Annotated in this window: 27 protein-coding genes, 1 pseudogene and 1 riboswitch; of the genes and pseudogenes, 14 read left to right on the plus strand and 14 right to left on the minus strand. The window is 75.0% G+C overall.

What is annotated here, in order from left to right:
• Positions 1 to 29 precede the first annotated feature (29 nt).
• Positions 30 to 806, plus strand: coding sequence for an IclR family transcriptional regulator (locus tag BLW63_RS01770; RefSeq protein WP_091150795.1), 777 nt, complete (start codon positions 30 to 32; stop codon positions 804 to 806).
• A gap of 50 nt (positions 807 to 856) precedes the next feature.
• Positions 857 to 2,026: a 4-hydroxybenzoate 3-monooxygenase gene (locus tag BLW63_RS01775; protein ID WP_091150797.1), complete on the plus strand. Its 1,170-nt coding sequence runs from the start codon at positions 857 to 859 to the stop codon at positions 2,024 to 2,026.
• Positions 2,027 to 2,072: 46 nt separating this feature from the next.
• Here the strand turns inward: BLW63_RS01775 and BLW63_RS01780 are convergent, their stop codons facing one another.
• A complete protein-coding gene (locus BLW63_RS01780; RefSeq protein ID WP_091150799.1) occupies positions 2,073 to 2,384 on the minus strand; it encodes a hypothetical protein in 312 nt (103 codons plus the stop codon).
• Positions 2,385 to 2,676: 292 nt separating this feature from the next.
• On the opposite strand from BLW63_RS01780, the gene BLW63_RS01785 reads away from it, so the two are divergent.
• Positions 2,677 to 3,711: a GGDEF domain-containing protein gene (locus BLW63_RS01785; protein WP_139263453.1), complete on the plus strand. Its 1,035-nt coding sequence runs from the start codon at positions 2,677 to 2,679 to the stop codon at positions 3,709 to 3,711.
• A 69-nt stretch (positions 3,712 to 3,780) separates the two neighbouring features.
• Here BLW63_RS01785 and BLW63_RS01790 read toward each other — a convergent pair whose 3' ends face one another.
• Entirely contained in the window at positions 3,781 to 4,605 is an 825-nt protein-coding gene (locus BLW63_RS01790) for a hypothetical protein (protein ID WP_091150803.1), read from the minus strand.
• A gap of 72 nt (positions 4,606 to 4,677) precedes the next feature.
• Positions 4,678 to 5,064: a TFIIB-type zinc ribbon-containing protein gene (locus tag BLW63_RS01795; RefSeq protein WP_091150805.1), complete on the minus strand. Its 387-nt coding sequence runs from the start codon at positions 5,062 to 5,064 to the stop codon at positions 4,678 to 4,680.
• 268 nt (positions 5,065 to 5,332) lie between these two features.
• On the opposite strand from BLW63_RS01795, the gene BLW63_RS01800 reads away from it, so the two are divergent.
• Positions 5,333 to 6,508, plus strand: coding sequence for an acyl-CoA dehydrogenase family protein (locus tag BLW63_RS01800; protein ID WP_091150808.1), 1,176 nt, complete (start codon positions 5,333 to 5,335; stop codon positions 6,506 to 6,508).
• 7 nt (positions 6,509 to 6,515) lie between these two features.
• A complete protein-coding gene (locus BLW63_RS01805; RefSeq protein ID WP_091150810.1) occupies positions 6,516 to 7,682 on the plus strand; it encodes an acyl-CoA dehydrogenase family protein in 1,167 nt (388 codons plus the stop codon).
• Positions 7,683 to 7,755: 73 nt separating this feature from the next.
• Here the strand turns inward: BLW63_RS01805 and BLW63_RS01810 are convergent, their stop codons facing one another.
• The gene (locus BLW63_RS01810; protein ID WP_244522285.1) at positions 7,756 to 8,571 is read right to left on the minus strand and encodes an HDOD domain-containing protein; all 816 of its coding nucleotides are present in this window, start codon (positions 8,569 to 8,571) and stop codon (positions 7,756 to 7,758) included.
• Complete coding sequence (locus BLW63_RS01815) at positions 8,568 to 10,637, minus strand: putative bifunctional diguanylate cyclase/phosphodiesterase (protein WP_244522286.1); 2,070 nt, start codon at positions 10,635 to 10,637, stop codon at positions 8,568 to 8,570. Before BLW63_RS01815 ends, BLW63_RS01810 begins: the two co-directional genes overlap by 4 nt.
• A 449-nt stretch (positions 10,638 to 11,086) precedes the next feature.
• Between BLW63_RS01815 and BLW63_RS01820 the strand changes: the two genes are divergently transcribed.
• The 3 genes from BLW63_RS01820 to BLW63_RS01830 are packed head-to-tail and all read left to right on the plus strand — an operon-like array spanning position 11,087 to position 14,521.
• On the plus strand, positions 11,087 to 12,628 hold the full coding sequence (locus tag BLW63_RS01820) for a Re/Si-specific NAD(P)(+) transhydrogenase subunit alpha (protein WP_091150812.1): 1,542 nt from the start codon (positions 11,087 to 11,089) through the stop codon (positions 12,626 to 12,628).
• A 2-nt stretch (positions 12,629 to 12,630) separates the two neighbouring features.
• The gene (pntB, locus tag BLW63_RS01825; protein WP_091150814.1) at positions 12,631 to 14,037 is read left to right on the plus strand and encodes a Re/Si-specific NAD(P)(+) transhydrogenase subunit beta; all 1,407 of its coding nucleotides are present in this window, start codon (positions 12,631 to 12,633) and stop codon (positions 14,035 to 14,037) included.
• Between the two features lie 40 nt (positions 14,038 to 14,077).
• A complete protein-coding gene (locus BLW63_RS01830; protein ID WP_091151187.1) occupies positions 14,078 to 14,521 on the plus strand; it encodes a hypothetical protein in 444 nt (147 codons plus the stop codon).
• On the opposite strand, the gene BLW63_RS01835 is transcribed toward BLW63_RS01830, so the two are convergent.
• The 3 genes from BLW63_RS01835 to BLW63_RS01845 are packed head-to-tail and all read right to left on the minus strand — an operon-like array spanning position 14,518 to position 16,120.
• The gene (locus BLW63_RS01835) at positions 14,518 to 15,057 is read right to left on the minus strand and encodes a DUF4334 domain-containing protein (protein WP_091150816.1); all 540 of its coding nucleotides are present in this window, start codon (positions 15,055 to 15,057) and stop codon (positions 14,518 to 14,520) included. The two genes, BLW63_RS01830 and BLW63_RS01835, sit on opposite strands and share 4 nt — an antisense overlap.
• Positions 15,054 to 15,896, minus strand: a complete 843-nt coding sequence (locus BLW63_RS01840; protein WP_091150819.1) for a pentapeptide repeat-containing protein — start codon at positions 15,894 to 15,896, stop codon at positions 15,054 to 15,056. Before BLW63_RS01840 ends, BLW63_RS01835 begins: the two co-directional genes overlap by 4 nt.
• A gap of 14 nt (positions 15,897 to 15,910) precedes the next feature.
• The gene (locus tag BLW63_RS01845; RefSeq protein WP_091150821.1) at positions 15,911 to 16,120 is read right to left on the minus strand and encodes a DUF4177 domain-containing protein; all 210 of its coding nucleotides are present in this window, start codon (positions 16,118 to 16,120) and stop codon (positions 15,911 to 15,913) included.
• Positions 16,121 to 16,165: 45 nt separating this feature from the next.
• On the opposite strand from BLW63_RS01845, the gene BLW63_RS01850 reads away from it, so the two are divergent.
• A complete protein-coding gene (locus tag BLW63_RS01850) occupies positions 16,166 to 16,549 on the plus strand; it encodes a VOC family protein (protein ID WP_091150823.1) in 384 nt (127 codons plus the stop codon).
• Position 16,550: 1 nt separating this feature from the next.
• Here the strand turns inward: BLW63_RS01850 and BLW63_RS01855 are convergent, their stop codons facing one another.
• The gene (locus BLW63_RS01855; RefSeq protein WP_091150825.1) at positions 16,551 to 16,946 is read right to left on the minus strand and encodes a hypothetical protein; all 396 of its coding nucleotides are present in this window, start codon (positions 16,944 to 16,946) and stop codon (positions 16,551 to 16,553) included.
• 58 nt (positions 16,947 to 17,004) lie between these two features.
• Here BLW63_RS01855 and BLW63_RS01860 point away from each other — a divergent pair, with 58 nt between their 5' ends.
• A complete protein-coding gene (locus BLW63_RS01860; RefSeq protein ID WP_091150827.1) occupies positions 17,005 to 17,514 on the plus strand; it encodes a DUF2784 domain-containing protein in 510 nt (169 codons plus the stop codon).
• Here BLW63_RS01860 and BLW63_RS01865 read toward each other — a convergent pair.
• A complete protein-coding gene (locus tag BLW63_RS01865) occupies positions 17,447 to 18,163 on the minus strand; it encodes a DUF72 domain-containing protein (RefSeq protein ID WP_244522287.1) in 717 nt (238 codons plus the stop codon). The two genes, BLW63_RS01860 and BLW63_RS01865, sit on opposite strands and share 68 nt — an antisense overlap.
• 8 nt (positions 18,164 to 18,171) lie before the next feature.
• On the minus strand, positions 18,172 to 18,816 hold the full coding sequence (locus BLW63_RS01870; RefSeq protein ID WP_091150832.1) for a class I SAM-dependent methyltransferase: 645 nt from the start codon (positions 18,814 to 18,816) through the stop codon (positions 18,172 to 18,174).
• 59 nt (positions 18,817 to 18,875) lie between these two features.
• Between BLW63_RS01870 and BLW63_RS28445 the strand changes: the two are divergent.
• A pseudogene (locus BLW63_RS28445) lies at positions 18,876 to 19,052 on the plus strand (YnfA family protein); the annotation flags it as partial.
• Positions 19,053 to 19,147: 95 nt separating this feature from the next.
• Positions 19,148 to 19,213 carry a hypothetical protein gene (locus tag BLW63_RS28450; RefSeq protein WP_280140478.1) on the plus strand — a complete coding sequence of 22 codons (66 nt, stop codon included), beginning with the start codon at positions 19,148 to 19,150 and terminating at the stop codon, positions 19,211 to 19,213.
• An 84-nt stretch (positions 19,214 to 19,297) separates the two neighbouring features.
• Here BLW63_RS28450 and BLW63_RS01880 read toward each other — a convergent pair whose 3' ends face one another.
• Positions 19,298 to 20,140, minus strand: a complete 843-nt coding sequence (locus BLW63_RS01880; RefSeq protein ID WP_091150834.1) for an aggregation-promoting factor C-terminal-like domain-containing protein — start codon at positions 20,138 to 20,140, stop codon at positions 19,298 to 19,300.
• Positions 20,141 to 20,360: 220 nt separating this feature from the next.
• A riboswitch (cyclic di-AMP (ydaO/yuaA leader) is annotated at positions 20,361 to 20,521 on the minus strand.
• Between the two features lie 214 nt (positions 20,522 to 20,735).
• On the opposite strand from BLW63_RS01880, the gene BLW63_RS01890 reads away from it, so the two are divergent.
• Both BLW63_RS01890 and BLW63_RS01895 read left to right on the plus strand, forming a co-directional pair.
• Entirely contained in the window at positions 20,736 to 21,833 is a 1,098-nt protein-coding gene (locus tag BLW63_RS01890; RefSeq protein ID WP_091150838.1) for an LLM class flavin-dependent oxidoreductase, read from the plus strand.
• Positions 21,830 to 22,450, plus strand: a complete 621-nt coding sequence (locus BLW63_RS01895) for an FMN reductase (protein WP_091150840.1) — start codon at positions 21,830 to 21,832, stop codon at positions 22,448 to 22,450. The genes BLW63_RS01890 and BLW63_RS01895 overlap by 4 nt, the downstream gene beginning before the upstream one ends.
• 160 nt (positions 22,451 to 22,610) lie before the next feature.
• Here BLW63_RS01895 and BLW63_RS01900 read toward each other — a convergent pair whose 3' ends face one another.
• Both BLW63_RS01900 and BLW63_RS01905 read right to left on the minus strand, forming a co-directional pair.
• A complete protein-coding gene (locus tag BLW63_RS01900; RefSeq protein WP_091150842.1) occupies positions 22,611 to 23,357 on the minus strand; it encodes an AmiS/UreI family transporter in 747 nt (248 codons plus the stop codon).
• Between the two features lie 383 nt (positions 23,358 to 23,740).
• Positions 23,741 to 24,049, minus strand: a complete 309-nt coding sequence (locus tag BLW63_RS01905) for a hypothetical protein (protein ID WP_091150844.1) — start codon at positions 24,047 to 24,049, stop codon at positions 23,741 to 23,743.
• Positions 24,050 to 24,104: the final 55 nt, after the last annotated feature.

A 24,104-nucleotide genomic window follows, 5' to 3' on the forward strand; every position in this document is an offset into this window, starting at 1 on the left:
GGCCTCCCGGCCAGCGGAAGGAGGCTGCCGTGGCCGGCGGCGGGACGACGGCAGGACGGTCGGTCACCGCCCGCGCCCTGGCCGTGCTCGGCGCCTTCGACAGCACCGCTCCGCGGCTGACGCTGTCCGAGATCGCCGAGCGCTCCGGGACGCCGCTGTCGACGGCCCACCGGCTGCTCGGCGAGCTCACCGGCTGGGGCGCGCTGCACCGGCGACCCGACGGCCGCTACGAGATCGGCCGCCGGCTCTGGGACCTCGGCCTGCTCGCCCCCGTGCAGCTCGAGCTGCGGCAGGTCGCCGCCCCCTTCCTGCTCGACGTGCACACCGCCACCCGCGACACCGTGCACCTCGCCGTCCGCGAGGGCCGCAGCGCGCTCTACGTCGAGCGGGTCTCCGGCCGCGAGTCGGTGCCGGTGGTCAGCCAGGTGGGCAGCCGGCTGCCGCTGCACGCCACCGGCGTCGGCAAGGTGCTGCTGGCCGCCGCCCCGGACGACGTCGTCGAGGCGGTGCTGCGCGCCCCGACGCGCGAGACGCGGCACACCGTCGTCGAACCCGCGCGGCTGCGCCGGGAGGTCGCCGAGGTGCGCCGCCGCGGTTACGCGCGGACGGCAGAGGAGATGTCGCTCGGCACGCTGTCGGTCGCGGTCCCGGTGTGGGTGGAGCGGCCCGCCGGCCCGGCGGTCGCCGCCGCCCTCGGCATCGTCGTCCCCAGCCACCGGCGGGACCTGCTCCGGCTGGTGCCGGTCCTCGAGGTGGCCGCGCGCGGCATCGGCCGGGAGCTGGCGCGAGCCGATGCCTTCCGCTGAGCGGGAGTGCGCGGTTCCCCTCCCGGCGTAGCGGCGGTCACACTCAGCCCGTGCGCACCCAGGTGGCGATCATCGGCGCCGGCCCGGCCGGCCTCCTGCTGTCGCGGCTGCTGGCCCTGCAGGCCATCGACTCCGTCGTCCTGGAGAACCGGTCGCGGGACTACGTCGAGGCCCGCATCCGCGCCGGCATCCTCGAACAGCACACCGTCGACACGCTGACCGCAGCCGGCGTGGGGGCGCGGCTGCAGCGCGAGGGGCTGGAGCACTCCGGTATCCACCTGCAGTACCCGGGTGTGCGGCAGCCGCTCGACTTCCCGTCGCTGTGCGGGCGCACGGTGTGGGTCTACGGGCAGACCGAGGTCACCAAGGACCTCATCGCCGCGCAGCTGGACGGCGGCCCGCCCCTGCTGTTCGAGGTGTCCGACGTCCGGGTGGAGGACGTCGACGGCGACAGCCCGCGGGTCCGGTTCACCGACGCGGACGGCGTCGCGCAGGTGCTCGAGTGCGACGCCGTCGCCGGCACCGACGGCTTCCACGGGGTCTCGCGCCCGGTGGTGCAGGGGGCCGGCGGGCGGGTGTGGGAGCGCACCTACCCCTACGCCTGGCTGGGCATCCTGGCCGACGCCGCACCCGCCACCGACGAGCTGATCTACGCCTGGCACCCGGAGGGGTTCGCGCTGTACTCGATGCGCTCGCCGTCGGTGTCGCGGCTGTACCTGCAGGTCGACCCGACGGAGAAGATCGAGGACTGGTCCGACGAACGGATCTGGGACGCGCTCGACACCCGGATGGCGCTGGAGGGCTGGTCGGTCACCCGCGGGCCGGTGACGGAGAAGTCGATCCTGCCGATGCGCTCGTTCGTCAGCGCCCCCATGCGGCGCGGCCGGCTCTTCCTCGCCGGCGACGCCGCGCACATCGTGCCGCCGACCGGCGCGAAGGGCCTCAACCTCGCCGTCGCCGACGTCACCCTGCTCGCGCAGGCGCTGGTGCGGCTGCTGCAGGAGAAGCGGACCGACCTGGCCGACTCCTACTCCGACCGCGCGCTGGCCCGCGTCTGGCGGTGCACCCACTTCTCCTGGTGGATGACGTCGATGCTGCACCGCTCCGGCGACGACTTCGACGCCGAGCTGCAGCTCTCGCAGCTGCGCCGGGTCTGCTCCTCGGAGGCCGCCGCGCGCGAGCTGGCCGAGAACTACACCGGCCTCCCCCTCGACCTCTGACCCCTCGACCGTCCTCGCGGGGACGGCCGGTCGCCCCGCCCGAGGCTCAGGGGGTCCAGCGGACCTCGACCCGGGTCCAGGTGACCTCGAGCCGCCCGGGGAGCACCTGCTGCACCACCGCGGCACCCACGTGCTGGCGGGCCACCCGGCCGGCCAACTCGACCGCCTTGGCGGCCGCGGCCGCGGTGAGCGCGACCGCCGACGCCGTCAGCAGCGGCCCGGCCAGGGCCACCCGGGCGAGCGCGGGGACCAGCGAGGGGCGCGGCTGCAGCGCCGCGGCGTGACCTCGCGGGCCCGGGACCGCGGCCCCGTCCCTGCCGATGATCGCGTCGGGCTCGATCGGCTGCTGTTCTGTCATGACGTCCTCCGTCCACCGGGCACCCCGGTCCCGGGCTCCCGCCCCGCCATCGTGACGGACGGGGGCGCCTGGGCGCGAGGGCGGCGACAGCACCGCCGGTCAGCGGCCGGCGTCGAGCAGGCCGAGGGTGGCGCCACGGTGCCCGGCCCCAGCGACAGGACGGCGGCCGGCGCGTCGGGCCGGCGCGGGGCCGAACCCCTCCGAGGTCGGCCCGGGCGGTCTTCCCCCGGACGGGTGAACCGCCGGAGCGCGGTCCCTCCACCCGGACCGCCGCTCCGCCGATGGAAGCCCCGTGAGACCGCCACCGATCTTGCGTCCCCGTGACGAGGTGTTCGCCGCCCGCGCCCTGGCGGCGATGTTCCTCGGCTCCGCGCTGCTCCTGGTCACGTACGTCCTGGTGCAGCCCGAGCCGCTGCCCGAGGGCGGCCTGGCGATCGCGGGCGGGTTGCTCGCCGGGCTGGTCGTCTGCGGCGTCGCGCTCATCACCGTCCCGGGGGCGGTGCTGACGCGGCTGTGCGTGTGGGTGGTGCTGCCGGTCGCGGGGCTCGGCGTCATCAGCACCGTGGCGGTGTCCATGCCCGAGCGGCTCGATCTGGCCCACCCGCTCTTCGGGCTCGTCATCCTCTACACCGCCTCCCAGCTGCGTGCGCCGGTCGCCGCCGTGGTCACCGCCCTCACCATCGGGTGCGACGTCACGGTGCTGGCGCTGGTCGAGCCGCCGGCGGAGGCGCTGGTCGACGCCGTCTTCATCGGCATGGTGCACGCCGCGACCGCTGGACTCCTCGTCCTGGTCAAGAACCGGGTCGAACGGTTGGTGGGAGCCCTGGAGCGGCAGGCCGCCGTGGACGGGCTCACCGGCCTGGTGACCCGGCGGGTCCTCGACGACGCCCTGACCGGCGCCCTGTCCGCGTCCACCCCCGAGGGGACGGCGCTGCTGCTGGTCGACGTGGACACCTTCAAGACCATCAACGACGTGCACGGCCACCCCGTGGGCGACGACGCGCTGGTGCACCTGGCGGGCGTGCTGCGCCGTCACGTGCGCCCCGAGGACGCCGTGCTGGGGCGCCTCGGCGGCGACGAACTGGCGGTGCTGCTGCCCGGGTGCTCGCCTGCGACCGCCGCCGAGCGAGCGGAGCAGCTGGTCACCGCCGTCCGGGCCACCCCGCTGCAGTTGGCCGGCGGCACGCTGCTGACGTTGTCGGTCAGCGTGGGCATCGCACACGCCCCGCAGCACGCCACCGAGCTGCGCAGCCTCTACGCCGCCGCTGACGGCGCGCTCTACGAGGCCAAGCGCGCCGGCCGCGACCGCGCCGTCCTCGCCTCCTGACACTCCGGTCGACCTCGTCCGCACGTCACGTCGGGAAGACGGGCCCGGGCCGACCCCACCCGGGACGGCTCAGCCGCCGGCGTCGAGCAGGGTGAGGACGGCGTCGGCGGTGCCCGGCGCCAGCGGCAGGTGGGGCAGGACGGCGGGCAGCTCCTCGGGCTCGATGCCCTCGGCCAGCAGCGCGGTGAGCACCCGGTCGGCCGCCGTGGGCGGCACCGGCTCGTCGAGCTCCGCGAGCGCGGCCCGGGCCAGGAAGACCGCCCCCGACGCGGCCGGGTCCTCCCCCGGCGGCGCGGCCGGCAGCGGAGCCGCGGCCTCCCGGGTCAGCGCCTCGGCCGCGCGCACCAGCGACAGCGGCAGCCCCTCGGCCTCGACCGCCAGCAGCGGGACGTCGGCCAGTGCGGCCAGCACCAGGTGCTCGGCCTCGGTCCGCAGCGACGCCTCCCACTCACCCGCCCGGACGACGCCGACCAGGTCGCGGCCGTCCTCCCCGAGGTCGTCGAGCAGCTCGGCCCACTCCGCCCGCCGGGTGGCCCGCGCCCGCTCGGCGGCGAGCACGCAGGTGGCCAGCACGAACGGCTCGAGCACCTCGCGGTCGAACCGGTCGGCGTAGAGCACCCCGGTCGCGTCCACCGCGTTGAGCACGTCGCGGAAGCTGCCCGGCCGGGCGTCGCCGAGGTCGAGCCGGCCGTCCTCCTCCCCCGACAGCGGCTGCCCACGGGCGATCCGGTCGCCGATCGTCCCGCCGGTCCCGCCCAGCCGGCCGCGGCGCCGCTCGTGGTGCGGCCGGTCGGACATCCCGACGCTCCACGCGCACGCCTCGGCAATCAGCGCGGGCAGCCGCTCCCGCAGCACCTCGCGGCTGAGCTGGCCCATCCAGTCGACGTCGAACACGCCTCCCAGCGTGCCCCGCGGAGGTCCGGGACGCTCCCGCGCGGCCGGGTGGGCGGGGAGGGTGGTCCTCCTTCAGCCGAACAGCTCGCCCAGGAACGACTGCTTGCGCTTGTGCCCGTAGCCGGAGGAGTGCTGCTGCTTCTTCTGCACCTGGTTGAGCACCTCGCCGACCACCGCGCCGAGCCCGCCGGCGCCGTACCCGCCGGCGGCGCCGTGCCCGCCCGAACCGGAGCCGCCGGTGACGTGCCCCGACCCGCCGTACGCCGCGGACGACGAGGACGGCGCGGACGGCGCAGCCGACCGGCCACCCCCGTGCCACGCGGTCTCGGCGTCGACCAGCCGCTCCAGCTCACCGCGGTCGAGGAAGATGCCGCGGCACTCCGTGCACTGGTCGACGTGCACCCCGTTGCGCTCGTACGTGCGCATCGCGCCCTGGCACTTGGGACAGGTCAGCTCCATGGCCCGGCAACGGGCGGCGCGCGGTGCACGTTCCCCGCGCGCGTACCGGGGCCGGCCCGGTGTCCGAACCGGCGACGGGGTGCGCCGATGAGCAGGAACGGAGGCCAGGACCGCGCACCGCGCACACCGTGACAGGTGTGCGCCCGGCGCCGGCGACCAACACGCCACCGACCGCCACGGCCCCGGGGACTACCCGCGAGTAGCAAGTGTGGGATCGTCGGTCTCCCACCCTGCGAGACGGCACGGTCGCCGTCAGGAGAGAGGCCCGATGCGGTTGCAACTGTCCCCGGAGCTGGAGGCCTTCCGGGAGGAGATGCGCACGTTCTTCACCACCCAGGTGTCCCGGGAGATCCGCGACACCATCGCGGCCCGCCGGGACCTGTCCAAGGAGCAGTACGTCGAGGCCATGCGGACGCTCAACGCCGCCGGCCTGGCCGTGCCGCACTGGCCGGTGGAGTGGGGCGGCCGGGGCTGGACGCCGCTGCAGATGCACATCTGGCGCGAGGAGATGCAGTTGGCCTGCGTCCCCGAGCCGCTGCCCTTCAACGCGAGCATGATCGGCCCGGTCATCGCGGCCTTCGGCGACCAGGAGCAGAAGGAGCGCTTCCTGCCGCGGACGGCGAACATCGACATTTGGTGGTGCCAGGGCTTCTCCGAGCCCGACGCCGGCTCCGACCTCGCCAGCCTGCGCACCACCGCCGTCCGGGACGGCGACGACTGGGTCGTCAACGGCCAGAAGACGTGGACGACGCTCGGCCAGCACGCCGACTGGATCTTCTGCCTGGTCCGCACCGACCCCACCGCGGAGAAGAAGCAGCGCGGTATCTCGCTGCTGGTCTTCCCGATGGACAGCGCCGGTGTCACGCTGCGGCCGATCCAGCTGATCGACGGCGGCCACGAGGTCAACGAGGTCTTCTTCGAGGACGTCCGCGTGCCGGCCGAGAACCTCATCGGCGAGGAGAACCGCGGCTGGGACTACGCCAAGTTCCTGCTCGGCAACGAGCGCGTCGGCATCGCCCGCATCGGCTCCTCCAAGCGGCTGCTCGCGCAGGCCAAGGCGTACGCGCAGGAGGTCACCGTCGGCGGCCGCCCGCTGGCCGAGGAGCCGCGGATGGCCGACCGGATCGCGGAGCTTGAGAACGAGCTGCTCGCCCTCGAGCTGACCGCGCTGCGGGTGGTCGCGCACTCCGCCGACGGCAAGCCGCACCCGGCCTCGTCGGTGCTCAAGCTGCGCGGCTCGGAGCTGCAGCAGGACATCACCGAGCTCGTCGTCGACATCGCCGGTCCGCTGTCGCTGTCCTCGTTCGCCGACGGCGGCTCCGAGGTGCCGGACTGGGCCCGCGTGGCCACGCCGGAGTACCTCAACTATCGCAAGGTCTCCATCTACGGAGGCTCCAACGAGGTGCAGCGCACCATCATCGCCGGCACGATCCTGGGGCTCTGAGGCAACCGTGGACTTCACCTTCGACAGTGAGCAGAACGACCTCCGGGAGGCCGTGCGCGGTCTGCTGGACCGCGCCTACGGCGACAGCGAGCAACGCCGCCGGGTGACCGCCATCGACCCGGGCTTCGACGAGAAGACCTGGTCGCGGCTGGCCGAGATGGGCCTGCTGGGGCTGCCCTTCGCCGAGGAGCACGGCGGCATGGGCGCCGGGCCGTTCGAGGTGGCGATCGTCGCCGAGGAGATCGGCCGGGTGCTCGCGCCCGAGCCGTACGTCGAGGCGGTCGTGCTCGCCGGCGGGCTGGTCGCCGCCGCGGGCACCGACGCGCAGCGGGCCGAGGTCCTGGCCGGCATCGCCGAGGGGACGACGCTGGCCGCCGCCGCGCACGCCGAGCCCGGCACCCGCTGGAGCCCGTCGGCCGCGGCGGTCACCGCCACGCAGGACGGCGGCGCGTGGACCCTCACCGGCGTCAAGGAGCCGGTGCTGAACGGGGCGCGGGCCGACGTCCTCGTGGTCTCCGCCCGGCTGACCGGGGACGGGGGCCCCGGCGGGACGGCGCTCTTCCTCGTCCGCGGCGACGCGGCCGGCCTGAGCCGCACCGGCTACCGCACCCACGACGGCGGCCGCGCCGCCACCGTCCGGTTCGACGGCGCCCCGGCCGAGCTGCTCGGTGAGGACGCTGCGGATCGCACCGCGGAGATCGAGCGGGTGCTCGCCACGGCGCGCATCGCCTACGCCCACGAGGCCATCGGCTCCATGGACACGGCGCTGCGCACCACGGCCGAGTACCTCAAGACCCGAAAGCAGTTCGGGGTGACGCTCAACCGGTTCCAGGCGCTCACCTTCCGCGCCGCGGACATGTACGTCTCGCTCGAGCTGGCCCGCAGCACCGCGCTGTGGGCGTCGATGGTCGCCGACGCCGGTGGGGACGTCGTCTCCGCCGCCGACCGCGCCCGGCTGCAGACCAGCCGCGCCGGCCGGCACATCGGCAAGGAGGCCATCCAGCTGCACGGCGGGATCGGCGTGACCGCCGAGTACACCGTCGGTCACCACACCAGCCGGCTCACCGCCATCGACCACGTCCTCGGCGACGGCGACTGGGCGCTGTCCCGCCTCGCCGCGGACGTGATCGGGCACGAGACCGTCGACCCGCTGGGCGCGCCCTACACCGGGTGACGTCGGGCACCGACGCACCGCGGCCGGCGTCCCCCTCGTGGGGCGCCGGCCGCGGTGCGTGTCGCACCGGTCGTCAGCTGAGCATCGCCATCCGCAGCTCCTCGGCCTCGGCGCGGACCCGCTCCACCACCAGGTCCAGCGCGTCCTCGGTGAGCAAACCGCCGCAGAGCCGGCCGACGGGCACCGGGACGTGCGGCCGCCGGGACAGTCGCGCGGCCACCTCGAAGGCGACCCGCAGCAGCGCGCCGTCCGGGGCGGTCAGGTCGTCGAGGGAGTGCAGCGCGGCGACCATGCGGGGCGGGAAGCCCCAGTGCTCGAGCGCGACGGCGGTCAGGCGCAGGGCGTGGATGCCGTAGCGCCGCTCCTCCGCTAGCCGCCGGCTGGGCAGGTCCGGCTCATCGGCGACGAGCTGGGCGTAGCCCTCCGGGTCGTTGTGGTGCAGCAGCGCGCTGCCCAGCTGCGCCAGCATGCCGAGGCACAACGCGTCCGGGGGGCGCTCGCCGAACCGAGGCGCCAGCAGGGTGGCGGCCTGCGCCAGGTGGGTGCTGGTCGGCCAGAAGTCCTCCGGCAGCCGCGACTCGTCGTCGAGGTCGGTCAGTGCCACCGTGGCCATCGTCCGCACGGTCATGAAGCCGACGACGGCGATCGCGAACTGCAGGGAGCCGACCCGCCCGCTCATGCCGAAGTACGCGGAGTTGGCCAGCTTCGTGACCCGCCCGGCCAGGGCCAGGTCCCCGGCCAGGATCGCCGCCAGCTCCCTGGCGCTCGTGTCGTCGGCGCTGGCCCGGGCCACGATCTGCGCGGCCACCGCCTTCTGCGTGGCCATCGTGTCGATGCCGGCGAGGATGCGCTGCACGTCCAGCGGTGCGGGGACGGTCGCGGTGGTCACGGTGCGAGCTCCTGTCGGGAGGCGAACCAGGTGGTGCACTCGGCGCCGGTCATGGGCAGGCCGAGGCCGAAGCCCTGCAAGTAGGTCACGCCGAGCCCGGTGAGCTCGGCGGCCTGCTCCGGGGTCTCGACGCCCTCCGCGACCGTCGACAGGCCGAGGGTGCGGGCCAGCCCGATGACCGCGGAGGCGATCTCGTTGTGACCGGCCGTGAGCTCGGCGACGAACGACCGGTCCACCTTGAGGCTGTCGACCGGCAGGTGCCGCAGGTAGGCCAGGGAGGAGTAGCCGGTGCCGAAGTCGTCGATCGCGAGGTGCAGCCCGAGGTCCCGCAGGTCCTGCAGGATGTCGCGGGCGGCGGCGGGGTCGGTCATGAGCGCCGACTCCGTGAGCTCCATGGACAGCCGGGAAGGCGCCAACCCGTGCCGGTCCAGCGCGGCCTGCACCTGCGCGGGCAGCGACGGGTCCAGCTGCAGCGCCGAGACGTTGACCTGGGCGTGCGACGGGGCCCCGGCGCCCAGCTCCCGGGTCCACTCGGCCAGCTGCCGGCAGGTCTCGTCGAGCACCAGCAGGCCGAGCCCGTCGATGAGCCCGCTCTGCTCGGCCAGCGGGACGAACACCTCGGGGCTCACCGGCCCCCGCTCGGCGTGCCGCCACCGGGCCAGGGCCTCGACGCCGACCGCCACGCCGTCGCCGGCCCGGAAGATGGGCTGGTAGGCGACCGTAAGGGACCGCTGCTCGATCGCGTCGCGCAGGTCGGCGACCAGTCGGAGCCGGTCACGCGCGGCCTCGCGGCCGTTCTCGTCGAGCAGGGCGACCCGTCCCTTGCCGCCCGCCTTGGCCTGGTAGAGCGCGATGTCGCAGTCCCGGATCAGCTCATTGGCGTCGGCGTGCTCGGCGGTCTGGACGGTCACGCCGACGCTGACGTGCGGCCGGACGTCCACGCCGCCGAGCCGGACCGGCCGGCTCAGCGTCGTGACGACGCGCTGCGCGAGGGCCACGGCACCGTCCTCGGCCAGCCCTTCGCAGACCACCACGAACTCGTCCCCGCCGAACCGCGCGATGAGGTCCCCGGGGCGCACCGCGCGGCGCAGCCGGTCGGCGAGCTCGACGAGCAACGTGTCCCCGGCGGTGTGACCGAGGGAGTCGTTGACCAGCTTGAAGTCGTCGACGTCGAGGAACAGGCAGGCCAGTCCGCTGTCCCCGGCGGTGAAGCGTTCCGCCACCCAGTGCTGGAGCAGGGTCCGGTTGGGCAGCCCGGTCAGCGGGTCGTGGGTGGCCTGGTGGGCGAGGCGGGCCTCGAAGGCCAGCCGCTCGGTGATGTCCTCCAGGGTGCCCACGAACCCGGCGCCCACCCCGGGGGTGAGCAGCGGCGAGAGCCGCAGCACCGCCGTGCGCACCTCGTGCCCGGCGAGCACCAGCCGGACCTGCACCTGCCCCTCCTCGCCGTCGAGGACGGCGGTCACCCGGTCGACCACCGCGTCGACGTCGTCGGGGTGCAGCACGGTGAGCCAGCCGGTGCCGAGCAGCTGCTCGGCGCGCAGCCCGACGAGGTCGCACAGCGCCTCGTTGGCGTGCGCCAGCCGCATCCCCTGCTCGGAGAGCAGCATCGGCACCGGCGACCGCTCGGTGATCGTCGCGAAGCGCCGCTCGTGCGCGTCGGCCGTCGCCCGCAGCGCTCGCTCCAGCTCGTTCGCCGTGGCGATGATCCGGACCATCCACCGCCGGCCGCTCGGCTCGGGCATGGCGACCAGCACGCACTCGACCGCCGCGCCGGTCGCCGTCCGGACCGGGACGGTGACCTGGGCGGTGCGCTCCCGCAGGAGCAGGGCCAGTCCGCCGTCCCCCAGGTCGGGCAGCAGGACGGCCAGCGGCGACCGGCGCAGCTCGTCCGGCGGGTGGCCCAGCAGGTGCGCCGCGCTGTCGTTGCCCCAGCTGATGAGCGCCTCGCCGTCGACGCACTCGACCACCAGGAGGGCCGTCGCGTCGCCGACCGTGGCGCTGTAGAAGATCGACGGGCTCACCTCGGTCGGCAGACGGTCCACACGCGACTGCACCGTCTCGCTCACGTGCCCTCCCCCGGATGTCGTCCTGCGCTGCGCCGTCCGGCGCTCGTCCCGGTCGTCGGCCGGGAGGGCCGCGCCCTTGAGGGAGCGGTGCGCTCCCCTCCACCCTCTGGGTGAGGCGGGTGGCACCGCGGCCCCGCTGCTCCCCGAGCATCGCGAGCCGGAGCTCCTCGGCCTCGGCGCGCACCCGGTCGAGCACCGGTCCGACGGCGTCCTCCTGCAGCTGCCCGCCGGCAGCTCGGGCTCAGCGCGTCCGGCTCGGTGGTCGCTCCTACGGAGCGTGACGCAGCCCACTCACGGTGCTGGACCGGGAGACGGCAGAATCGCCCCCGGCTGCGCCACCGGTGCACGCCGTCCCGGCCACCCGCCCACCGGCGGGCGCCACCGCTTTACCGGACCGCACCGTCACCCACGGCGGGCGGCGACCGACCCCGTGCAGGAGGAACCCGGACGTGCTCATCGGAGTCCCTCGGGAGACCCGGCCCGGCGAGACGCGCGTGGCGGCGACGCCGGCCACCGTGCGCCAGCTGACCGCGCTGGGCTACGACGTCGTCGTCGAGGCGGGGGCGGGGACGGCGGCCAGCTCCCCCGACGACGGCTACCGCGAGGCCGGGGCACGGGTGGGGACGGCCGACGACGCGTGGGGCGCCGACGTCGTCCTGCACGTGGCCAAGCCGACCCCCGAGGAGGTCGGGCGGCTGCGCGCCGGCGCGGTGCTGGTCAGCGCCCTCGCTCCCGCGCTCGACCCCGACCTCCTGGCGACGTTGGCCGCCCGGCCGATCACCGCGCTGGCGATGGACGCCGTCCCCCGGATCAGCCGCGCGCAGTCGCTGGACGTGCTCAGCTCGATGGCCAACATCGCCGGCTACCGGGCGGTGATCGAGGCCGCGCACGCCTTCGGCCGCTCCTTCACCGGACAGGTCACCGCGGCCGGCAAGGTGCCCCCCGCAACGGTGCTCGTCGTCGGCGCGGGCGTCGCCGGGCTGGCCGCGATCGGCGCGGCCAGCAGCCTGGGCGCGATCGTGCGGGCCACCGACGTCCGACCCGAGGTCGCCGAGCAGATCGCCTCGATGGGCGGGCAGTACGTCGGGGTGCCCGCCGACGAGCCGCTGAGCGGCCGCGGCACCGGCTACGCGAGCGTGACCAGCGAGGACTACGACCGGCGGGCCGCGGAGATGTACGCCGAGCAGGCCCGCGAGGTCGACATCGTCATCACGACGGCGCTGATCCCGGGCCGTCCCGCGCCGCGGCTGATCACCGAGGAGATGGTGGCGAGCATGCGGCCGGGCAGCGTGCTGGTCGACATGGCCGCCGCGCAGGGCGGCAACGTGGCCGGCTCCGTGCCCGACGAGGTCGTGGTCACCCCCAACGGGGTCACGATCATCGGCTACACCGACCTGCCCGGCCGGCTGCCCGGCCAGGCCTCGCAGCTGTTCGGCACGAACCTGGTCAACCTGGTCAAGTTGCTCACCCCCGGCAAGGACGGGCGGCTGGTGCTCGACCTGGAGGACGTCGTCCAGCGCTCGATGACCGTGGTGCGCGACGGCGAGCTGCTGTGGCCACCGCCCCCGGTGCAGGTGTCGGCGGCGCCGGCTGCCGCACCGGCCCCGCGCCCGGCTCCGCCGGCGCCCGCGCCGAGGGCGCCGCGCTCCCCCGCCCGGACCGCCGCCGTCGTCGGGGTCGCCGCGGCGCTGCTGTTCCTGGCGGCCGCGTTCTCGCCCAACCAGCTGATCGGCAACCTGACCGTGTTCGCGCTCGCGGTCGTCGTCGGCTTCTACGTGATCGGCAACGTGCACCACGCGCTGCACACGCCGCTGATGAGCGTCACCAACGCGATCTCCGGGATCATCGTGGTCGGCGCCCTGGTGCAGATCGGCCACACCGGCGCCGTGGTCACCGTGCTCGCCACGGTCGCGGTGCTGGTCGCCAGCATCAACGTCTTCGGCGGCTTCGCCGTGACCCGCCGCATGCTCGGCATGTTCACGAGGAGCTGACCATGACCGCCGTCTCCGCCGCCGCCGCGGCCTACATCGTCTCCGGCCTGCTCTTCGTGCTCAGCCTCGCCGGGCTGTCGAGGCACGAGACCGCGAAGTCGGGCAACGCCTTCGGCATCGCCGGCATGGCCATCGCCCTCGCCGCCACCGTCGGGCTGGCCGCCCGCAGCATCGAGGCCGCCGCCGTCGGGCTGATCGTCGTCGCCATGGCCGGCGGCGCGGCGATCGGGCTGTGGCGGGCCCGCCGGGTCGCGATGACCGGCATGCCCGAGCTCATCGCGCTGCTGCACAGCTTCGTCGGCCTGGCCGCCGTCCTCGTCGGCTGGAACGGCTACCTGTCGGTCGAGGCGGACGCCGGGGAGCAGACCGAGGTGCCGGCCGGCCTGCTCGGCATCCACTCCGCCGAGGTGGGGATCGGCGTCTTCATCGGCGCGGTCACCCTCACCGGCTCGATCGTGGCCTTCCTCAAGCTCTCGGCGCGGATCAAGAGCAACCCGCTGATGCTGCCGGGCCGCAATTGGCTCAACCTCGGCGCGCTGGTCGCCTTCGCCGCGCTCACCGTGGCCTTCGTCGTGGCGCCGTCGCTCGGGGTGCTGGCCGCGATCACGGTGCTCGCGCTGGCACTGGGGTGGCACCTGGTCGCCTCCATCGGCGGCGGCGACATGCCGGTCGTCGTCTCGATGCTCAACAGCTACTCGGGCTGGGCGGCCGCGGCCTCGGGCTTCCTGCTGGACAACGACCTGCTGATCATCACCGGCGCGCTGGTCGGCTCCTCGGGTGCCTACCTCAGCTACATCATGTGCCGGGCGATGAACCGGTCGTTCCTGTCGGTCATCGCCGGCGGCTTCGGCAACGAGGGCAGCACCGCCTCCGGCACCGAGGACGGTGAGCACACCGAGATCACCGCCGAGGAGGTCGCCCAGCTGCTGCGCGACGCCGGGTCGGTGGTCATCACGCCCGGCTACGGCATGGCGGTGGCGCACGCGCAGTACCCGGTCGCCGAGCTCACCCGCACGCTCAGCGAGAAGGGCGTCGCGGTGCGGTTCGGCATCCACCCGGTCGCCGGCCGGCTGCCCGGGCACATGAACGTGCTGCTGGCCGAGGCGAAGGTGCCCTACGACATCGTCCTGGAGATGGACGAGATCAACGACGACCTCGCCAAGACCGACGTGGTCCTGGTCATCGGCGCCAACGACACGGTGAACCCGGCCGCGCTCGAGGACCCGGGCAGCCCGATCGCCGGCATGCCGGTGCTGCAGGTGTGGGAGGCCGAGCACGTCGTCGTCTTCAAGCGGTCGATGAGCACCGGCTACGCCGGCGTGCAGAACCCGCTGTTCTTCCGGGAGAACACCCGGATGCTCTTCGGCGACGCCCGCGAGCGGGTGGAGGACATCCTCAAGGCGCTCTGACGGTTTGCGGGGACGGCCGGGTCCGGCGACGGTGGGGGTCGTGGACCCCTTCCGCGGCCTCGGCCTCCCCCGCATCCCCGGGCTGTCCGAGCTGATCGACGTCCTGCAGAAGCAGACCGAGGCGCTCGCGCAGCTGCCGCGGACGCTCACCGACCTCAACACCGCCGTCCGGGAGCTGATCACGGCCACCCGGGTGGCCACCGAGACCATCGCCTCGGCGCAGCGGACCGCCGAGCGGCTCGAGGGCCTGGTCGACGATCTGGAGGAGCCGGTACGGGCGCTGCGCCCCGGGCTGGAGCGCGTCGGCCGGGTGCTCGACGACCCGGCCATCGAGACCGTGCCCGACACCCTGCGGACCGTCGCCGACGACCTGCTGCCGCTGGTGCACGGGCTGCGGCAGGCCACCGACCGGGTCGGCTCGCTGACCGGTTTCCTGCGCCGCCGTGCGCCCGGGCGGGACGGCGGGCCGGAGGACGACCTCTAGTCCCGCTCGAGCAGGAAGGCGAACGGGTCGGGCAGTCCCCGCATGTCCATGAGCCCGAGCAGCAGGTCCGGCGTCACCCGGCGGAAGACGTCGACCACCGGCAGCCGGTCGTAGACCAGCGCCGCGGTGGGCACCCCGCGGTGCACCACCGGGCGCAGCCGGGCGGTGGGCCGGCGGGTGGTCAGCAGCGGCCGGACGGCGGCGAACGCCAGCCGGGCCGGGGCGCTGCGGGCCAGGCCCGGCGCGCGGCGCAGCAGGGTCAGCGGGGCGGGCGCGGGGTCGACCGGGCGCGGCCGGCCGGAGCGGTCCGGGAACAGCAGCGGGTGCACCGTGTCGGCGTCGAGCACCTCCTTGCCCCACCAGCGGTGCGCCGGGAGCAGGCCGTCGAGCGGCGAGCCGGTGGGCAGCTCGGCGCCCCGCCAGCGGCCGGTCATCTCCGCGACCGCGACGCCGGGCAGCCGGTCGGCGAACGCCAGCACGTCGGCCGGCGCCGCCCCGACGCGGTGCCGCTCGACCCACCGCTCGGCGTCGCTCACGAGTCCTCCCAGTGCGCCGGGTGCTCGAGCCCGGCCGGCAGCCGGGTCGTGGCGTCGCCGCGGGCCCCGGCCACCTGGCGCCGGGTGAGGAACAGCGCGCCGGAGAGGTCGGTGCCGCCCACGTCCGCGCCTCGCAGGTCGGCGCCGAGCAGGTCGGTTCGGTGGAGGTCGGCGCCGCGCAGGTCCGCGCCGATCAGCAGGGCCCCGCGCAGGCTGACGCCGCGCAGCTCCGCACGCCGCAGGTCGGCGCCCACCAGGTCCGCGTTGCGCCGTTCGGCCCGGCGCCGACCCCCCGACCGCGGCCGGACGCCGGACCGCGCCAGCTCGCTGACCGACAGCAGCAGCGCGCCCACCTCCGCCTTGAGGGCGCCGGCGTCGACGGCCGCGAGCTCGTCGGGGCCGGCGGCGGTGAGGTGGGCGGTGCGCTCGTGCGCGGCGGCCAGCTCCCGGTGCAGCGGCGCGGCGGCGTCCAGGGCGCGGGCCTCGGCCAGGTACCAGAGCAGCTCGTGCAGCAGCCGCTGGACGCCGAAGGCCGCGAACACCGTCGCCGCCTGCTCCGGGGACTCACGCCAGTGTGAGGAGCCGGCGAACGTCACCTGCACCGTCTGCTGCCCGGCGCCGAAGCAGTCGAAGACCGTGCAGCCGGGGAAGCCGCGCTCGCGCAGTTGCGCGTGGATGCCGCAGCGGTCGTCGTCCTGGAGGTTCGGGCAGGCGGACCCGGCCGGCTTGTCGATGGCGAAGTCGGCCGAGGCGGCGAACGCCGGGGCGACGCAGCACAGTCCCGTGCACCGGGTGCAGTCGGCGCGCAGCCGGGCGCGGGCCGCGACGGCGTCGGGCACGGGCGCTCCTCGGCTCAGGTGGTCGGGCGCTCGAGGGTCACGAGCACGCCCTCGACGCCGCCCGGGCCGATCCGGCCCTTGACCTCGACGGACGTGATCGCTTTGAGCTGCCAGCCCTCGCGGGCGTGCTGGTTGAGCACCTTCTCCAGCTTGTCACCCGACATCTTCCCGCCGATGAGCCCCTCGCGGAGCTCGACCACCCGGTACTCGAAGCGCTGTGCCACGGCGTCCTCCTCGTCTCCGTCGTGCCCTGCCGCGATGATGCCTGAGTGGACGTGCTGAGCAGCCGGGTCCTCCTGCGGCCGGTCGACCCCGGGCGGTCGCAGGCCTTCTACCGCGACGTCCTGGGTCTGGCGGTGTACCGCGAGTTCGGCCCGCCCGAGCACCCCGGCCTGGTGTTCTTCCTCGGCAACGGCCTGCTCGAGGTCTCCGGGCCCGGGGACGAACCGCCGCGCGGCCTCGCGTTGTGGTTGCAGGTGCGCGACGTCGCCGCCGAGGTCGACCGGCTGCGCGCCGCAGGGACGACGGTGCTGCGCGACCCGCGCACCGAACCGTGGGGGCTGGTCGAGGCGTGGGTCGCCGCCCCCGAGGGCGTGCGGATCGTGCTCGTCCAGGTGCCCGCCGACCACCCGCTCCGGCGCGACCAGCGGTAGCTCAGGCGCGCGGCGTCGTCCCGTCGTCGGGGTCGGCCGGGTCGCCGGGACGGCGGACCAGGTCGGCCACCGACTCCTCCAACCGGGCCCAGGTCGAGCTCCACTCCACCAGCGGCTCGAGGATCCGCTCGAAGACGGCGAGCTGCTCGTCGAAGGCCTGCAGCTGGGCGGTCATCGCCGCGATCTGCTGCCGCTGACTGCGCACCGCCCGGTCGATGGCGCGCAGCTGGGCCGCCGACAACGCACCGGGCGGCGAGGGCAGCCGCGGCATGGAGAAGGGCACCGCGCCCCGCGCGCGGTCGGTGAAGGCGCGCAACTGGCCGACGAACTCCTCGACCGACCGGCTCACCCGGTTGCCCGACCCGCTCTCGCGGCCGCCCGCATCCTGCTCGCTCATGGCCCCATGATCCCGCCGACGGGTCCCCGGCGCGCTCCCGGCGTGCCACGCTGGGGTCGTGCTGTGGGCGCAGCTCGTCGCGGTGGTGCACGGGCTCGCCGTCGTCCTCATGCTGACCGGCGCGCTGGTCGCGCTGCGCCATCCCCGGCTGCTGTGGGTGCACGCACCGGTCGCGGCGGCGATCCTCGCGGTCCACCTGGCCGGGGCGCCGTGCCCGCTCACCGACCTGGAGCTGGCGCTGCGCGAGCGGGCCGGCGGTGAGCCGTACCCCGGCGGGTTCCTCGGCCACTACGCCCTGGCCCCGTTCGGGCTCGACGTCGCCGGCCCCGCCGTCCAGGCCGGCATCTACACCGTCGCGCTGGTGCCCAACGTGCTCGGCTACGGGCTGCTGGCCGCGCGGGCCGCTCGCGAGCCCCGTAGGTGTGCGAGAACGGTGGTCTCCGTCGGGGTCGAGGCCACACTTTCCGCACAGCCGCGCGTCCCCCTCCGGGGCGCAGGGCTCAGCCGCCGGTCAGCGCCTTCAGGGTCTCCGCGTTGCGGACCGCGTGCCCGTGCCCGTCGTTGTTGAAGTAGGCGTAGACGTCGCGGCCGGCGCCCGCCCACTCGCCGATCCGGTCGGCCCACCAGCGCAGGTCGGCGTCGGGGTAGGAGCCGGCGTAGAGGTGGGCGTCGTCCGGGCCGTGCAGCCGCACGTACACGAACGGCGCGGTCGCCCGCAGCACGCACGGCAGGCCGGCGCCGCTCATCACGCAGTACGCCGCGCCGTGCCGCTCGAGCAGCGCGTACACCGCCTCGTCGTGCCAACTGGGGTGGCGGAACTCCACCGCGACCCGCAGCCAGTCCGGCAGCAGGCCGAGGAAGAAGTCGAGCCGGGCGTCGTCGCGGGCCTGGGTCGGCGCCAGCTGTACCAGCAGGACGGCGCGCCTGTCGCCCAGCTCGTGCCAGCACTCGGTGAGCCGGCCGACCCACGTCTCGGGCGCGTACAGCCGCTTGGCGTGGGTCAGCCCGCGCGGGGCCTTGACGGAGAGCTGGAAGCCGGGGGGCAGCCGGCGGCGCCAGGAGGCGAAGGTCGCGGTGCGCGGCCAGCGGTAGAAGCTGGCGTTGAGCTCGACGGTGCCGAAGCGCCGGACGTAGTGCGCCAGCCGGTCGCGCGGCGGCGTGCCCGGCGGGTAGAGGACGCCGTCCCAGTGGTCGTAGCTCCAGCCCGACGTCCCCACGTGCACGCTCAGGGCAGCCGCCAGACCGTCGTCCGCCGCAGCCCCGGGCCCTCGGTCTCCGGGATCTCGTACACGGCGACGGCCTCGAGCCGGTCGTGCGGCAGGTAGGGGCGGCCGGGGTCGCCGACGTAGACCTCGAGGCCGCGGGCGCGGGCCCGGTCGAGGAAGGGCAGCACCCGCTCGGTCATCTCCCGGTCGTAGCAGACGTCACCGGCGAGGACGACGTCGGCGCCCACCGGATCGCGGCCCAGGACGTCACCGGTGACGCTGATCCCGCCGACGCCGTTGAGGCCGGCGTTGACGCCGACCGCCGTCCGGCTGAACGGGTCGACGTCGCTGGCCAGTACCGAGCGGGCGCCGGCGAGGCGCGCGGCCAGCGCCACCAGCCCGCTGCCGGAGCCGAGGTCGAGGACGACCCGCCCGGCCACCACCCCCGGGGTGTCGAGCACGTAGCGGGCCAGGGCCTGCCCGCCGGGCCAGGCCGCGGCCCAGAACGGTGGGCTCTCCCCCGCCCCGCCGTCGGCGGCCTCCATCGCCTCCCACAGGGCGACGACGTCGTCGGCCACGTGCAGCCGGACCTCCGGGACCGCGGAGGGCCGCCGCACCTGGGTGTGTGCGCGGACGAAGGCGGAGGGGACGGCGCGGGCGGTCACGTCCCGCAGTCCACCACGGGGCCGCACCCGGGCAGCGGGCCGCCTGGGAGCATCCGCCCGTGCTCGTCGCCCGGTCGATCGCCCTGTTCCTCGCCGCCGCGCTGCTCGAGATCGGCGGCGCCTGGCTGGTCTGGCAGGGCGTGCGAGAGCACCGCGGCTGGCTCTGGATCGGCCTGGGGGTGGTGGCCCTCGGCGCCTACGGCTTCGTCGCCACCCTGCAGCCGGACGCCTCGTTCGGCCGGGTCCTGGCGGCCTACGGCGGTGTCTTCGTCGCCGGGAGCCTCGCCTGGGGCATGGCGCGCTGGACGGCTACCGGCCGGACCGTTACGACGTGGCCGGCGCGCTGGTCTGCCTCGTCGGCGTGGCGATGATCATGTACGCGCCGCGGGGCGGCTGACCCCGGACACGGCCGAGGGCCGCTCCCGCGGTGCGGGAACGGCCCTCGACGGCCCGAGCGAGGCGTGGGGGAAGGGTGGTCCTTCTAGTACCAGCCGTTGGCCTGCGAGTGCGACCAGGCGCCGCAGGGGCTGCCGTAGCGGTTCTCGATGTAGATCAGGCCGGCGTCGATCTGCCGGTAGCCGTCCGACGTCTTGGCGATGCCGGTGCTCGCCCAGGTCGAGTTCAGGAACTGCGGGATGCCGTAGGCGGTGCTGGTGGGGTTCTGCGCGTTGGGGTTCCAGCCGCTCTCCTTGCCCCACAGCTTCTCCAGGCAGCTGAACTGCTCGGCGCTGCCGACCTTGGCCATCGCGTACTCCTTGTAGGAGCCGCGCGGCGCGGGCGACGACGACGAGCTGCCGGCGGCCGGCGCCGCAGCCGGGGCGGACGCGGCCGCCTCGCGCTGGGCGGCCTCGCGGGCGGCGGCCTCGGCCGCGGCCTTCTCGGCAGCAGCGCGCTCCGCGGCTTCCCGGGCGGCCTGCTCGGCGGCGGCCTTCTCGGCGGCCTGGCGGTCCAGCTCGGCCTGCTCGGCGGCGGCCTGCGCCTGCGCGGCCTGCGCCTCGGCGGCCTGGCGCTCGCTGCGCGAGGCGGCGAGGTCCTGCAGCGGGGCCAGCTCGGTGGCGGCCGGGGCGCTGAGCGGCTGCTGCGCGCCGTCGGCGGTGATGCCGAGCTGCTGGGCGACGCTCACGGAGGCGGGGACCGTCTCGGTCTCGGCCTCGGCGGCCGGCTGCGTGCCGACGACGGTGGTGACGACGATCGCGCCGGCGGCGGCCGTGGCCAGCAGGATCGCCGGGCGGCGGCCGTGGGAGGGCAGCCGCAGGCGGCGCCTGACGGTGCGGTCGGTGGAGGCGTCGGTGGCCGGGACGGCCGGGAACTGCTTGGTGTTCATCAGGCGGGGGTGCTCCGTGGCGAGAGGGCGCGCGGGGTCGGTCCTCCTGGCAGAGGACAGCCCGGTGCGGCGCGGTCTACGGGGGATGCCGGCGGATCAGGAAGAGCCGGCGGGCGCGATCGGGTGCCGGGTCAGCTGGCCGGGGAGGAGGCGCGAGGTGCGCATGGCCGGGCGAGCCGGCGAGCCGTGAGGGCCCGGGGGCGGGGCATGCGGAGTGCTCCGTTCTTCCGTGAGCCGCCTACCGAGTTAGCTGACGGGTTCGGGCGGGAAGCAGCCCTACCGGCCCGCGCATCGTGCTCGCGGGCGGGATTCACCCCAGTACTGCGGTGGGTCCCCGGCTCGCGCCCGCTGGCGGCGGACACGACTCGGCGGCGTCCGGTCAGGCTCCCCGAGCGGGGACGAGACGACCGACCGGACTCAGCCACCGTAGGCGCCGTTACCGTCCCGTGACAATGCCGCGAGGGGCAACTGTGACGCGAGTGACGTCGCGGTGCGGCGCGGGCCCTCCCTCCGGGGGAACCGGGCGAGGGGAATACCGCGGGCCGCGGTACGTTGCACCGGCCGGTAGTTGCACTCTCAACCAACGGAGACCGACATGCAGTTCGGCGTCTTCTCGGTCAGCGACATCACGACCGATCCCACGAACGGCCGCACGCCCAGCGAGGCCGAGCGGGTCCAGGCGATCGTCACCATCGCCAAGAAGGCCGAGGAGGTCGGGCTCGACGTCTTCGCCCTCGGCGAGCACCACAACCCGCCGTTCTTCTCCTCCTCGCCGACCACGACGCTGGCCTACATCGCCGCGCAGACGCGCACGCTGCAGCTGTCGACGGCGACCACGCTGATCACCACCAACGACCCGGTGAAGATCGCCGAGGACTACGCGATGCTGCAGCACCTGACCGGCGGCCGCGTGGACCTGATGATGGGCCGCGGCAACACCGGCCCGGTCTATCCGTGGTTCGGGCAGGACATCCGCAACGGCCTGCCGCTGGCGGTGGAGAACTACGCGCTGCTGCGCCGGCTGTGGGACACCGACGTCGTCGACTGGTCCGGGCAGTACCGCACCCCGCTGCAGGGCTTCACCTCGACCCCGCGGCCGCTGGACGGCGTCCCGCCGTTCGTCTGGCACGGCTCGATCCGCTCCCCGCAGATCGCCGAGCAGGCCGCCTACTACGGCGACGGCTTCTTCTCCAACCACATCTTCTGGCCGGCCGAGCACACCGCCCGGATGGTGGAGTTCTACCGCCGCCGCTTCGAGCACCACGGCCACGGCGCCGCCGATCAGGCGATCGTCGGCCTCGGTGGGCAGGTGTTCATGCGGAAGAACAGCCAGGACGCGATCGCTGAGTTCCGGCCGTACTTCGACAACGCCCCGGTCTACGGCCACGGCCCCTCGCTGGAGGACTTCTCCCGCGAGACGCCGCTGACCGTCGGCTCCCCGCAGCAGGTCATCGAGCGGACCCTCGGCTTCCGCGAGTACGTCGGGGACTACCAGCGGCAGCTGTTCCTCATCGACCACGCCGGCCTGCCGCTGAAGACCGTGCTCGAGCAGCTGGACATCCTCGGCGAGGAGGTCGTGCCGGTGCTGCGCCGCGAGTTCGCCGCCCTCAAGCCCGCGCACGTGCCCGACGCGCCGACCCACGCCTCCCGGGTGGCGGCCCGGCGGGCGTCCCTCGAGGAGGTCCCCGCATGACCACCCGCACCCTCGCCGTCGTGAGCGCCGGGCTGTCCACGCCGTCGTCCACCCGGCTGCTGGCCGACCGGCTCACCGCCGCCACCGTCGCCGCCCTGCGCGAGCGGGGCGACGACGCGACGGTGGAGCTCGTCGAGCTGCGCGCGCACGCCCGCGACCTGGCCGACAACCTCGTGACCGGGTTCGCCAACGAGCCGCTGCGGGCGGCGATCGACACGGTCACCGGCGCCGACGGACTGATCGCGGTGACGCCGGTGTTCTCGGCGTCCTACAGCGGGCTGTTCAAGACGTTCTTCGACGTCCTGGACAAGGACTCGCTGACCGGGACGCCGGTGCTGCTCGGCGCCACCGCCGGCACCGCCCGGCACTCGCTGGTGATCGAGCACGCCATGCGGCCGCTGTTCGCCTACCTGCGCGCCATCCCCGCGCCCACCGGCGTCTTCGCCGCGTCGGAGGACTGGGCCGGCGCCGGCGGCGTGGACGCCGAGCTGGCCCGCCGCATCGAGCGGGCGGCCGGCGAGCTGGCCGACCTGGTCGCCGGCCGGCCGTCCACCAAGCGGCCGGCCGATCCGTTCGCCGACGTCCCCTCCTTCGAGGAGCTGCTCCGCGGGGCCTGAGCTCCGTACTCCTCCGCGATCACGGCGCCGGGACCACCTGCCGAGCCTGGTGGGTGGTCCCGGCGCCATGGTCTCGAGGGACGACGCGCGTCCGTGCCGGGCCGCCATGGTGCTCACCGTGGGCGACGGAGCCGGGTCACCCGCTCCGCCGCCCGCCGGGTCAGCCCTGCCGGGGCGGCGCGCCCGATCCGGCGGGCCGGTCGGCGGCCTCGCCGGCGACGTTGTCCCGGACGGCGTACTGCCGTGCGGAGGGCACCTCCGCGGCTCCCGCTCCCCCGGGCGCCGGCGCGGACGGGGGGACGGCCGGCTCCGGGCGCCCGTGGAGCGGCCCGTACAGCAGGACGAGGCTGGCCGCGCAGACGACGGCGAGCACGACCGCCGAGAGCCCGATGTAGTCGTCCCACACGCCGGTGAGCAGCATGAACGCCGGGACGGCTGCGGTCAGCAGGCCCGCGATGAGCGCGATGGCCCCGGTGTACCGGGTCAACTCCTCCCGCTTGAGCCCCAGGACCAGGAAGAACAGCCCCCACAGCGCTGCCCAGTACAGCCAGATGACGCCGAAGGCCGCGTCGGTCGGCTGGACGTACCAGAAGTTGAGGCCGGAGAAGACGAGGGCGCACGCCGCGACGAAGGCGGAGAACCAGCCGAGCCCGGTGCCGTCGAGGCCGGCCAGCAGGTTGATCCCGACGTACAGGTAGGTGAACCCGAAGAGGTAGAGCCCCGAGGCGTTCAGCGTGATCGCCGCGTCACCGCCCGCGGTGAAGATCAGGTACGTCGGTGTGACGACCTGCAGCGCGCCGACGAACAGGTTGAGCGGGGCGGCGGCCCGCGGCTCCACCCGGCCCAGCAACATCAGGCCGTTGACGGCCAGGACAGCCCCGACGTACAGCAGTCCGACGCTTCCCATGTGCGTTCATCTCCTCGCGTCCCACCGGGTGGTGATCCCTCGTGGCGTCGGCGGAGGGTGCGGCCGGGTCGGCGTCGATCGATCCCGGCCGGGCTCCGCCGGGACTACGCGCGCCTGCGCGACCGGGGACGGGAGGAGGCGCCCGGGCCCGGTGCCGGGGACAGGGGCGCCCTGTGGTGACCGGTGGTCATCTCGACCTCCCAGCCGGTCGGAGGGCCGCGCCGGGAGGCACGGCGTCGTGCGTCGACCGCGTGCGGGATGACGATGTGCCGCTGCCGGGGACGCGTCAATGACCCCCCGGGTGACTGCTCCCGGCCGGTCCCGCGGCCCGCGCCGGGCCCGCGCGCCCTCACCCGCGGAGCACGCGGGGGAGCACAGCGGAGCTACCGGTGTGGGTGTGGCAGCCCGTCGTCCCGCCGGTCCCGATCAGGGGTCGCGGGGTGGTCGGCGTGGGGACCGTCGGGGCGTCGGTCGTCGGGAAGTCCCTCGTCGGCCAGTGCGGCATCGAGCAGCGCGGCCAGACCGTCGAGGCTGCGGTGCGGGCCGCCGGTCCGGTGCACGATCGGCTCCTCGCCCGCGCCGTCGTTCTCGGCCAGGGCCGCGGTGAGGCCGTGCACGGTCCGCAGGGTGGCCTTGCCGAAGCGGTCGACCGCCTCGTGCTGCGCAACCCGGGGCGGCGTGTCGTCGTCCATCCCCCCAGTGTGGCCGCCACAGCAGGTCACTGCCGACGGGCATGAGGCGACGGCG

This window comes from Geodermatophilus africanus (assembly GCF_900107105.1).
In the GTDB taxonomy this organism is placed as follows: Bacteria; Actinomycetota; Actinomycetes; order Mycobacteriales; family Geodermatophilaceae; genus Geodermatophilus; species Geodermatophilus africanus.